Origin of the sequence: Bifidobacterium sp. (assembly GCF_051876855.1) — a bacterium.
Taxonomy (GTDB): Bacteria; Actinomycetota; Actinomycetes; order Actinomycetales; family Bifidobacteriaceae; genus Bifidobacterium.
Genome location: NZ_JBJEIH010000012.1, coordinates 1,549 through 12,852 on the forward strand (window position 1 = coordinate 1,549; position 11,304 = coordinate 12,852).

Here is an 11,304-nt window from a genome sequence, read left to right on the forward strand (position 1 = left end):
AACACAGATGCGGGCGATTACGACAGCGGGCGATTACGACGCAGACAATCACAACCGCGGGTGATTACGACAAGGAGTGATCACGACACAGGTGATCACGACACAAGTACGACGACGCAGACAATCATGGCACAGGTAATCACAACCGAAGGTGATCACGACACAGACAATCACAACGTACATTGGTCAAATGAAGCAGAACCCAAACACAACCGAACAACAACGGGCGTCGCACATACCGGTTGTGCAACGCCCGTCATCGGCACGGTCAATGGGGAACAACCCCGCCATCGGAAGACTGCGCTCGTCAGCGTTGCTATGCTACTGTCACGATTGCGGTAGGCCGAAGATTCCGACGAGATACCAGTGACGAGAAATTCTGGTTCCTCGGCGCTTGGGTGTCATCGGCATCATCAGAACCTCGGCGTCTTCACTCAGACCATCAGCATCGATATCCTCGGCACCAGCAACATCATCTCAGCCAAGGTTGCCGGCCAACGCACCGGAACCAGCAACGCCGCCAGCTATCGCACCATCCGCACCATCGGCACCATCTCTGAGACCATCGGCACCCTCGGCACTAGCAACGTCATCAGCCAACGCCGTCAGCCAATGCACCGGCGCTATCAAGCCAGCACCACCAACGAAGCCAACCAAGTCGATGCCATCGACACAAGTCGATGCCATCGACACAAGTCAGCGCTGATCCATCGGAACGTAATCGCGCTTCGCTTCACCCGTATACACCTGGCGCGGCCGACCGATCTTGGTCATCGGGTCGTCGAGCATCTCCCGGTACTGCGCGATCCAGCCGGGGATGCGGCCGAGCGCGAACAGCGTCGTGAACATGGCGGGGTCGAAACCAATCGCGCGGTAAATCAACCCGGTGTAGAAGTCGACGTTCGGGTACAGGTGGCGCGAGACGAAATACTCGTCATTCAACGCGATCTGCTCAAGTTCCGTAGCCACGTCGAACAGCGCGCGCTCGTCCTTCGGAAGCTTCGATGTCGCTTCATGCTCCACGATTTTCGTCAGATACGACTTCGCGATGGCCGCGCGCGGGTCATACGACTTGTAGACGCGATGGCCCAGCCCGGCGATGCGCTTGCCGTTGTCCTTGGACCATTCGACGAATTCCTTGACAGTCTTGCCCGAATCGCGGATGGCTTTGAGCTGGCGCAGCACTGCCTCGTTCGCACCGCCATGCAGCGGACCGGACAGCGCGTTGACACCCGCGGCGACCGCGGAATACAGGTTCGCATGTGCACTGCCCGCGATGCGCACCACGGAGGTCGAGCAATTCTGCTCATGATCGGCATGGATGATGAGCAGACGACCGAGCGCGTGCACATACAGCTGGTCGGATTCGAACGGCTCGTATGGCACGGCGAAGCACATGCGCAGGAAATCATCGACATAACCACGAGAGACGTCCGGATAGAGCATGGGCTCATCGCGACGGCGACGGAAGATGTAGCTGACGATGGTGCGCGCCTTCGCCATGATGATTTCGGCAGCTTCGTCAAGCTGATCGGAATCGTTGACATCCGTGGTGTCAGGGTAGAACGCGGCGAGCGCGTTGATGGCGGAGGCGAGCACGCTCATCGGATGCGAGGTGCGCGGGAACGATCCCATGAAGGTGCGGAAATCCTCGCCGACCATAGTGCGATGGTTGATGTCGGAGCAGAACTTGTCGTACTGCTGGCGGGTGGGCAGTTCGCCGTGACGCAGCAGCCATGCGACTTCAAGGAAATCGGACTTTTCGCACAGTTGCTCGATCGGGTAGCCTCGGTAGCGCAGAATCGAGTTGTTGCCGTCGATGAATGTGATTTTTGATTCACATTGCGCGGTCGTCAGGAAACCGGGGTCTAGCGTGACCCATCCGTCGTTGCGCAAATTGGACACAACGATGCCGTCCGGACCCGAGGTCGCTTTGACCAGCGGCAGATCGTACTGTTCGGAATCGATCTTCAACTCGGCTGTCGCCATCAGCTCCCCTTTCTGTTGGATACGTGCGCACCCGCCGATCGGCGTCGTTCAGGCTGTCTTGAATATTCGGACGCCTCAAACGTCTCAAACGTCGACAACGTAATGCCGCCGATAACGCAACGGCGGTCACATATGCGCGCGCTGGAGTGTGTTCATCATAACAGACCGTGCCAAGACCATGCTGGCAATGTCTTGCACAACGGTCACTTTCTCATCGCAATCGCCGCGTGGTTTCAGCAAAGTTAGCTGATTTCACGGCTTGCGTTGAGCCTGAGAATTTTGCAGATTCTGCGGATTGGGTGTGCAGCGAGCGCGGTGAATGAACCGGATTACCCCTGAGAATTCCGCAGATCCCGCGGAGTGCGATATTGCGATGGACACCATGCAGCGATGAAACACCACAGGGGCGGGACGTCGCGAACGTCCACACCCCTGTCAGTCAATCAGCGATGCACAGACATGCGTAGCGTAGCCTGGCGTTGCGCTGACACCGTTTCGGCTTTGCGCGGGCCTTGCACAGACCCTGCACGACCTTACGCAGATCTTACGCAGTTTTGCACAGGCCAAACGCAGACGATCTTGCGCCGCGTCGCTGCAACCTCGTGTCACTCGTCGCGAGCGGTGAGAATGACCGGGCCGTTCTCGGTGATGGCGATGGTGTGCTCGGTGTGCGCGCCGCGCGAACCATCTGCGGAACGCAGCGTCCAGCCGTCCTTCGGATCCTGGTAGATTTCATCGGTGGTCTTCATGAACCACGGTTCAATCGCGATGACCAGGCCCGGGCGCAGCTTATAACCGTGGTGCGCCTTGCCATCGTTGGCGACGTGTGGATCGCCGTGCATCACGTGGCCGACGCCGTGACCGCCGAACTCGAGGTTCACGGTGTAGCCCTGCTCGTGCGCGACATCGCCGATGGCGGCGGAGATATCACCGAGACGGTTGCCAGGCTGTGCCTGCGCGATACCAGCGGCGAGCGCATCCTCAGTGCATTTGATCAGGCGCAAGTCCTCGGGATCCTTGTTCTTGCCGACCACGAAGCTGATGGCGGAGTCGCCGACCCACCCGTCGACGCTGATCGCCAGGTCGAGGCTGACCAGATCGCCGTCTTTCAGGTCGTAGTCATAGGGAACGCCGTGCAGCACGGCATCGTTGACGGAAATGCAGATGTAATGCTTGAACGGGCCAGTGCCGAAGTCCGGTGCGTAATCCACGTAGCAGGATTCCGCGCCCTTGCGGCTTTCAATGCGGCGACGGACGTAATCGTCGATGTCAAGCAGATTGGTTCCCACGCCGGTCTGGGCGCGCAGTTCCTTGAGAATGCTGCCGACAAAATGTCCGGCAGGCTTCATTGCTTCGATTTCCTGAGGTGTTTTCAGTTCGATCATAATTGCAACCCTACTTCGTGCGGCTTACAAAGCAAGCCGTTGTCCTGACGCCCACCGGCGTACCGCTGGCTGGAACGCAACGGGCCGCCTGTCAGGCGCGGCAGGCGGCTCGTTCGTCTCGATGACTGTTCTTCAGCTACGTTCAGCGCTTGCTGGGTTTGCCGAAGGTGAACGCACGCACGATCGCGCTGATACCGAGCACGATGAGCGTGATGCCGCCGAAGATCATCAGCGTCAACGCCGACGGCCCCGGCCAGAACAGGATCGCGATGCCCGCGATAATCGAAATGATCGCATAGAAGATCGCCCATCCCTGCTTCGGTAGCATCCAGGATTCAGTCAGCGCCATAATGCCTTCGACAATCCAGCAGATGCCGACGGTCAAAGTGATGACGATGAGCAGAGTCTGCGCGGACAACGCCGTGTACTTGAACATGATGACACCGCCGATGGTCAGCAGCAGGCCGACGATGATATCAAGCACACGCCAGCCCGCAGGCAGACCGAGTTCGACAATGGCGCTAACGATACGCACCACGCCGGCGACAACGAAGAATACGCCCAGCGCGACGGCTGCGACGACCAGAGTCTTGCCCGGCCACACCAGCAACGCGACACCGAGGATGACGGCGACGACGCCAATCAGCCCATAGGCTCCGCGGATGGTGTTCTTCGCACGCTGCGGCAGCATCTCCTCGACCAGGCGGAACGGGTTGAACGAATACTGGTTCCCCTCGTCGGATTCAGGATTCTGACCCGCGTTCGGGTTGGGGTTGTTGGCATACGGTCCATAAGGATTCTGATTCATATTCTGATCAGTCATGACTACTCCTTTCCTTACAGGCACCGGATTTTGCCTACATTTCGTATTGTATTCGCGCCCGATGGCCTTGTGGGGCAACGACATGCGCAGTATTGTCTGGTTTCTTGCGCCCGTGCCCGCGCTCTGGGTGCCGGCTGCACCGCCCGCCCAGTACCGCCGGCGGAACAATGCCGGATTGTCACCGAATCTGGCTAGGGTGAAGCTATGAGCAACGCTTTGGTTTCCGGCCTTGACCCGGCCTCTTTCTCCTCCGTTATCAAGCCCGCCGACGACCTGTTCCGTTACGTGAACGGGCCTTGGATCGACACCTATCGTCTTCCCGATGACCGTTCCCGCTATGGTTCCTTCGACAAGCTCGCAGAGAACGCCGAGAGCCAGATTCGCGACATCCTTGAGGATGACGATTGCCCCGCGACGAAGTCCCGCGCCCTCTACCACGCATTCTGCGACACTGATGCCGTGGACGCCGCTGGCATTGAGCCGATTCGCCCCGATCTTGACGCCATCGACCATGCCGCGGATAAGACCGCGCTCACCCGCGTGCTCGGCTCGTTGAACCCGACCGGCGGCCCCGACCTGTTCGCGATGGCGATATATGGCGACCCGGGCGATCCCGAGCATAACATCGTGCACATCGAACAGGCGGGCATCGGCCTGCCGGATGAAGCGTACTACCGCGAGGATCATTACGCCCCGGTCCGCGAACAGTACGTGGCGATGGTTGCCAAGCAACTGCGCCAGGCCGGGTACGGCGATGAGCTGGAATCCGAAGAACAGGCGAAGCGTTTCCTCGAAGTGGAGACCGCCATCGCTTCGCACCATTGGGACAACGTGGCCACAAGGGATTCGCAGAAAACCTACAATCCCACTGACTACGCGGCATTGAGCCGGTCGCTGGAGCATTTCGGCCTGTCCGATTGGGTGGACGCATGGCAGACGGCATACGGCGAAACGGCGGCCGGCAAGGCGCAACCGCTTGATTTCAAGGCGATTGTGCAACATACGATCGTACATGAACCAAGCTTCCTGTCCGGGCTTGACGCATTCTGGGCGGCAAGCGACTTGGATGACCTCAAGCTTTGGGCTCGCGTCCACACCATCATCGGATGGGCGGGCATGCTCAGCCATGAGTTCGACGAGACGAATTTCGCGTTCTATGGCAAGGTGCTGTCCGGAGCAAAACAGCAACGCGACCGGTGGAAGCGCGGCGTTTCGCTAGTCAACGGCGTGTGCGGTGAGGACGTCGGGCGCGAATACGTCAAACGTCACTTCCCCGAAAGCTCCAAACAGCGCATGGAACAGCTCGTCGGGAATCTGATTGACGCCTACCGCGTGTCCATCAGCACCAGCGACTGGCTGAGCGAAGCGACCAAGAGCAAGGCGTTGGAGAAGCTCTCGAAGTTCACCGCGAAAATCGGGTACACCAGCCATTGGCGTGACTACACCGCCCTTGACGTACGCGATGACGCAGGGCTCGTGGACAATATGCGTGCCGCTTCCCTGTACGAGAACGGATACCAACTGTCCAAGGCCGGCAAGCCCGTGGACCGTGATGAGTGGCTGATGAACCCGCAGACGGTCAACGCCTATTACGAGCCGTCACTGAACGTCATCGTGTTCCCGGCAGCGATTCTGCAGCCTCCTTTCTTCAATCCCGATGCCGATGACGCGGCGAACTACGGCGGTATCGGCGCCGTCATCGGCCATGAAATCGGCCATGGCTTCGATGACCAGGGCAGCCAGTACGACGGCGACGGCAAACTCAACAACTGGTGGACCGACGAGGACCGTGAGCACTTCGAGCAGCGGACCAAGGCACTGATAGAGCAGTACAACGGTTTCGTGCCGAGCCAGCTCGCCGAGAAGTACGCCGATGAGCCGGACAAGGCCCCGCACGTCAACGGCGCATTGACCATCGGCGAGAACATCGGCGACCTTGGCGGCGTGAACATCGCGCTCAAGGCATACGCCTTCGCCCTCGACGCCGCTGCCGGCAAACCGGAGGACGGCTCCCCCGACGCCATCAAGGCTGCACTCGACGCCGCGCCCGTTATAGACGGGTTCACGGGGCTTCAGCGCTTCTTCCTGAGCTACGCCTCGATCTGGCGGACCAAGCAGCGCGACGAACTCGCCGAGCAGTATCTGCAGATCGACCCCCACTCCCCCGCAGAATTCCGTACCAACGGCATCGTACGCAATGTCGATTTGTTCTACACGGCGTTCAACGTGCAGCCCGAGGACGCGATGTGGCTCGACCCCGACAAGCGGGTACGCATCTGGTAATGCCGCCTGTGTGCCGATAAGGCGCGCGATTGCAGCCGCCGGACCATGCACCGCCGCCATAATCCGTCGTGTCACGGGTATGACCCGCCGGCAGCATTCCTCCCCACCACGTGGCCACGAAGACTCCTGTATGTCTTCGTGGCCATTGTTGTTTGCCCGATTTCAAGCCGTCCCTGGTCAAAATGCCTCCTCAGGAGGGTTCCCATCATCTTCGGGCATGGGATATGCTGCACCCTCAGCTGCTTGGGGCTGTTGCGGCTCAGCGAATGGGTCGCGCGGAAGACTCCCCTGGCTTTGCCCGGTGGAGGCTTCCGGAGGCATGGTCCCCTGATTGGACGCACCTGACACGGGAGCCTGCTGCATTTGCGATTGTCCCTGCGGTTGATGCTGTTCCTGCGGTTGCGCCGACGCCCCGGACGCCGGTGCCCCGGGCGCGAATCCTGATTTCTGCCTGGTGAACTGCGATACCCCAAGTCCAAGATCATGGCCGACGGAAGCCGCTTCGATGACCGTTCTGGAATGGGTTTCACCATCACGCTCCCACTGCTCGTTCGCCAACGTGCCCGACACGATGATCGGATCGCCTTTATGCACGCTTGCCAGCACATTGCGCGCCAACGCGCGGAACGCCTTGACTGTAATCCATATGGTCGGGCGGTCCTTCCATTCCTTTGCGGAGTTGTCGAAATAGCGGCGAGTGCACCCGATCCTGAACGAACAGGCAGGCACATCCTTGCCGAAATTAACCGGGTCGGAACCGGCGTATCCATTGATGGTTATCAGACCTTGCTGCACCATTGCTTTCCCCCTCATGATTGCGAATCCATGACTGCGATATTGCGATATGTGGACTGCAGCCGCGACGGGGACACGTCCTGCCACACAACTGGAGATTGGAGCGAGGAGAGAAGCCTGTCGTATTGCAGGATGTCACCGTCGCGTCTGCGGTACCATCCATTCTTCCGGACGGCATGTGTCAAGCGCCAGCCAATCGGAAAATGTGGTCAAAAGATGCGTTCAGCTATCGCAATCCGCAAGAAATCAACGAAAAGCGAGAAACGGCGGAATGTGGATAACTCACGATACCGGTGTTGTTTCACGCCTGTCGATGTGTTAGCGCCACAAGGACGGCCGGTTTGAACGAGAACGTCAGCTGGGAATGTCTTCGACATCGCCGCTCGCAATCAGGTCAAGACATCATATCCCAGCAACATTGGCAGGGTCCCCACCGTAACCAGTTTGGGTAGTAGCGCCAGCAGCCTAACGCGCACATGTCGTCGGCGTAATGAGGTTTTCAGGAAAGTCGCTCGGCTTGCAGCCGCCGAGAACAGTCGTTCAGGCAAGAACAGCGATTTGACGGCCCCGGAGCGAATTCCACAAATCCCGCACGAATCCCGTATGAATCCCGCAGCGCCCGCAAATCGTACGAATCCTGCGAATTCCGCGGCCCCACACGCAGTGGCGGGCGTCACCTTACTCAGATGACGCCCGCCACAGGCTGAATCATATTCGCGCGTACACGCACGGAACACGCATCAGATCATGCCGTACTATTGCCGTACTGTTGCCGTACACTGTCCGTGCGATACCCGGCCTCTACTTGTCAAGCAATGCGGCAAGACGATCGGCGATGGTCTGCGCAGCCGCATCGACGGCGACAGCCTCGGAATTCGAACCGTCACGGTCGCGGACCTCGATCGTGCCGTTGTTGACCGTGTCACGGCCGACAACAGCGACCAGCGGCACGCCAATCAGCTCGGCATCCTTGAACTTGACGCCCGGGGAGACCTTCTTGCGGTCGTCGTACAGCACCTCGATACCGCGAGATTCAAGCTCGGCGACCAGCTTTTCGGCGGCGTCGAAGGCCTCGGCGTTCTTGCCGGTAGCGAGGACATGCACCTGAGCCGGGGCGATAACCGCAGGCCAGGCCAAACCCTTGTCGTCATGATGGGTTTCGGCGACGCACGCGAGCACACGGCTGACGCCGATGCCGTAGCAGCCCATCCACACCGGGACAGCTTTGCCGTTCTGATCGAGGACCTTCAAGCCAAGCGCGTTGGAATACTTGAGACCAAGCTGGAAGACCTGGCCGATTTCCACGCCGCGCTCGAAGCTCAGCGGGCCGGAACCGTCCGGGCTCATATCGCCATGGCGAACCTCGACGGCTTCAACCGTGCCGTCGGCGGTGAAATCACGACCATACACGAGGTTGTAATAGTCGACTTCATGCTCATCGGCGCCAGTGAACCACGCGGAACCGTGAGCGATATGCGCATCGATGAAATAGCGGATCGGGTGCTCGACACCGCGCGCCGCAGCCTGCGGACCAAGGGCCATCGGGCCGATATAGCCGCGGACCAGCTCCGGATGCGCCTTCAAGTCATCCTCGGTCGCCTCCTCGATTTCGGCGGGGGTGAACTGGGCTTCCAGACGCTTCATATCGACAACACGATCACCAGGCACGCCGACAACCACGAGTTCGCGCCACGGCTTATCATGGTCGTCATCCTCAGGGTGCTTGACGGCGATGACGACGTTCTTCAGGATGTCGCTCGCCTGCCACGGACGGCCGTCGCTACGCGGATGGTCCGCATTGGCGCGTGCGACCATGTTGTCAATGCTCATCGCATCAGGGGTCGGGACCTTTTCGGCGGCAGGAGTGTCGGAATAATCCTCGACCGGCGGTTCCGGCGTGGTCAGCGCCTCGACGTTCCAAGCCTTGCCGGACGGGGCAAGCGCGAAGGTATCCTCGCCAATCGGCATCGGGGCAAGGAACTCCTCGGACGCGGAGCCGCCCATCGGGCCGGACATGGCGAACACCGGGACATATTTCAGGTCAAGGCGGGTGAAGATGCGCTCGTAGGCGCCGCGCTCGTCCATATAGGCCTTGCGCATGCCCTCCTCGTCAACGGTGAAGGAGTAAGCGTCCTTCATGATGAACTCACGGCCGCGGATCAGGCCGGCGCGCGGACGGAACTCGTCGCGGTACTTGGTCTGAATCTGGTAGAGCGTTACCGGCAGGTCCTTGTACGAGGAGTACATGTCCTTGACCAGCAGGGTGAACATCTCCTCATGCGTGGGGGCCAGCAGATAATCCGCACCATGGCGGTCCTTCAGACGGAAGATGTTTTCGCCGTACTCTTCCCAACGGTGCGTCGCCTCGTACGGTTCGCGGGGCAGCAAGGCCGGGAAATGAACTTCCTGGGCGCCGATGCCGTTGATTTCCTCACGGATGATGCCCTCAATCTTATCGAGGACGCGCAGGCCGAGCGGCAGCCACGTCCAGATGCCAGGGGCGGCTTTGCGGATGTACCCGGCGCGTTGCAGCAGTTTCGCGGAATCGACATCCGCATCGGCAGGATCCTCACGCAACGTGCGCAAGAACAGCGTAGACATACGAAGTGCTTTGGAACTCATGAATCCCAAGGTATTCGCGTTATGGGACATTGGGGGACGCGCGTCTGCCGGCATCGCGGGCGCGGTGGGGCCGAGGGCTTGGTGGGTTTGGTGGGGCCGGTGAGATTGATGGGATCGCGAGCACGACTGGTTCGGTGGGCGTGGCTGGTTGAGGCTTGGTGGGATCGACGGGATCGACGGGCACGACTGGTTCGGTGAGCGCGGCCAGTTCGGTGGGCGAAGCTGGTTTAGGCTTGGTGGGATCGACGGGATTGACGGGCACGACTGGACGATAACCGGCAGGACGACTTAGACCAGCGCAACTACCCGGCCTGTGTGCGAGCCAATCCTCACACGCCTCCCCCGCCGCTACCAAACCAGCCGCCACCCGCCATCCAACCCCTCACCGTGCGAGCCAATCCTCACACAACGCGGCACAACCGACGGCAACAAGCCAACCCGGCCCACTCACACCTCCATCATGTGAGCCAATCCTCACACAATACGGCACAACCACCATCAGCAGACCAACCGGACAGGAGAAAGACGCGACCACGTGAGCCAATCCTCACAAACCCACGCGAACCACCAACCGACAGACAGAATCAGCACGGCGACCCGGTCAGTGTGCGAGCCAATCCTCACACAACGCGGCACAACCGACGGCAACAAGCCAACCCGGCTCACCCAAACCGCCATCATGTGAGCCAATCCTCACAAACCCACGCACATGCCAAACATTGCCGCACACGGCGTCAATCTTCAGACGCACCCTCCGTGAGCGTCCGTGATGCCGCAATTGCACTAATCTGTGGCGCCCGAGAGCATGCATCTCGCGTATCTGCAGTACTTCATGGACCACATCTGCACTATGTGTGTTCCGCCATGCCCGATATCGCAAGTACGATTCGCGGAATTCCAACGACACTGCTTCGAGTATCGGGGATCGACGAACACATACATGCGAAATACCATTCGGCAGGTACTACAGGCAACGCAGATAGGCATTATCTTGCGCTTGTGCTGTACCGCAGCGACGCTGAAAAGACCGCTTGCGTCGGCCATCCGGCCGAAATGGCTGAAAATCGCATCGCCCGGCATGCACAACATGACAGAACACGGTCCGCGATTGCCGACGAGCAGACAACACCACTCGACGTGCATGCCCCGGCATACACAACCCAGCAGATCACACCGTCCAACCACCTGCGGGCAACCCAAACAGCACGGCATGTATGCCCCGGCATACGCAACGCAACACATCACACTCGACGGACGCCGGACAGTAACCGAACAGGCGGAGCTTGCACGCCGCGACATACACGACGACACAGATCGACAGACGACCCACCGCAGAGTGCCCAGCCCGCTCAACGCGCATGCCACGACATACGCAACTCAGCAGATCGCACCGTCCAACCACCTGAG

At 59.9% G+C, this 11,304-nt stretch carries 6 protein-coding genes; 1 reads left to right on the forward strand and 5 read right to left on the reverse strand.

The features are described from left to right. Positions 1-696: 696 nt before the first annotated feature. From ACI38B_RS00425 to ACI38B_RS00435, 3 genes are all read right to left on the reverse strand, one after another. A complete protein-coding gene (locus tag ACI38B_RS00425; protein ID WP_439729068.1) occupies positions 697-1,989 on the reverse strand; it encodes a citrate synthase in 1,293 nt (430 codons plus the stop codon). A gap of 605 nt (positions 1,990-2,594) precedes the next feature. Then, positions 2,595-3,374: a type I methionyl aminopeptidase gene (gene map / locus ACI38B_RS00430; RefSeq protein WP_439729069.1), complete on the reverse strand. Its 780-nt coding sequence runs from the start codon at positions 3,372-3,374 to the stop codon at positions 2,595-2,597. A gap of 142 nt (positions 3,375-3,516) precedes the next feature. Further along, positions 3,517-4,197, reverse strand: a complete 681-nt coding sequence (locus ACI38B_RS00435) for an HdeD family acid-resistance protein (RefSeq protein WP_439729070.1) — start codon at positions 4,195-4,197, stop codon at positions 3,517-3,519. A gap of 204 nt (positions 4,198-4,401) precedes the next feature. On the opposite strand from ACI38B_RS00435, the gene ACI38B_RS00440 reads away from it, so the two are divergent. Next, entirely contained in the window at positions 4,402-6,480 is a 2,079-nt protein-coding gene (locus ACI38B_RS00440; RefSeq protein WP_439729071.1) for a M13 family metallopeptidase, read from the forward strand. 177 nt (positions 6,481-6,657) lie between these two features. Here the strand turns inward: ACI38B_RS00440 and ACI38B_RS00445 are convergent, their stop codons facing one another. Together ACI38B_RS00445 and ACI38B_RS00450 are read right to left on the reverse strand one after the other, a co-directional pair. After that, positions 6,658-7,293, reverse strand: coding sequence for a single-stranded DNA-binding protein (locus tag ACI38B_RS00445; RefSeq protein ID WP_439729072.1), 636 nt, complete (start codon positions 7,291-7,293; stop codon positions 6,658-6,660). Between the two features lie 783 nt (positions 7,294-8,076). After that, a complete protein-coding gene (locus tag ACI38B_RS00450) occupies positions 8,077-9,897 on the reverse strand; it encodes a proline--tRNA ligase (RefSeq protein WP_439729073.1) in 1,821 nt (606 codons plus the stop codon). Positions 9,898-11,304 lie beyond the last annotated feature (1,407 nt).

Excerpts from the sequence above, each read along its gene's own strand:
- ACI38B_RS00435 (WP_439729070.1), bottom strand. The coding sequence starts at position 4,197 with ATGACTGATCAGAATATGAATCAGAATCCTTATGGACCGTATGCCAAC.
- ACI38B_RS00440 (WP_439729071.1), top strand. The coding sequence starts at position 4,402 with ATGAGCAACGCTTTGGTTTCCGGCCTTGACCCGGCCTCTTTCTCCTCC.
- ACI38B_RS00450 (WP_439729073.1), bottom strand. The coding sequence starts at position 9,897 with ATGAGTTCCAAAGCACTTCGTATGTCTACGCTGTTCTTGCGCACGTTG.
- ACI38B_RS00445 (WP_439729072.1), bottom strand. The coding sequence starts at position 7,293 with ATGAGGGGGAAAGCAATGGTGCAGCAAGGTCTGATAACCATCAATGGA.
- ACI38B_RS00425 (WP_439729068.1), bottom strand. The coding sequence starts at position 1,989 with ATGGCGACAGCCGAGTTGAAGATCGATTCCGAACAGTACGATCTGCCG.
- map (WP_439729069.1), bottom strand. The coding sequence starts at position 3,374 with ATGATCGAACTGAAAACACCTCAGGAAATCGAAGCAATGAAGCCTGCC.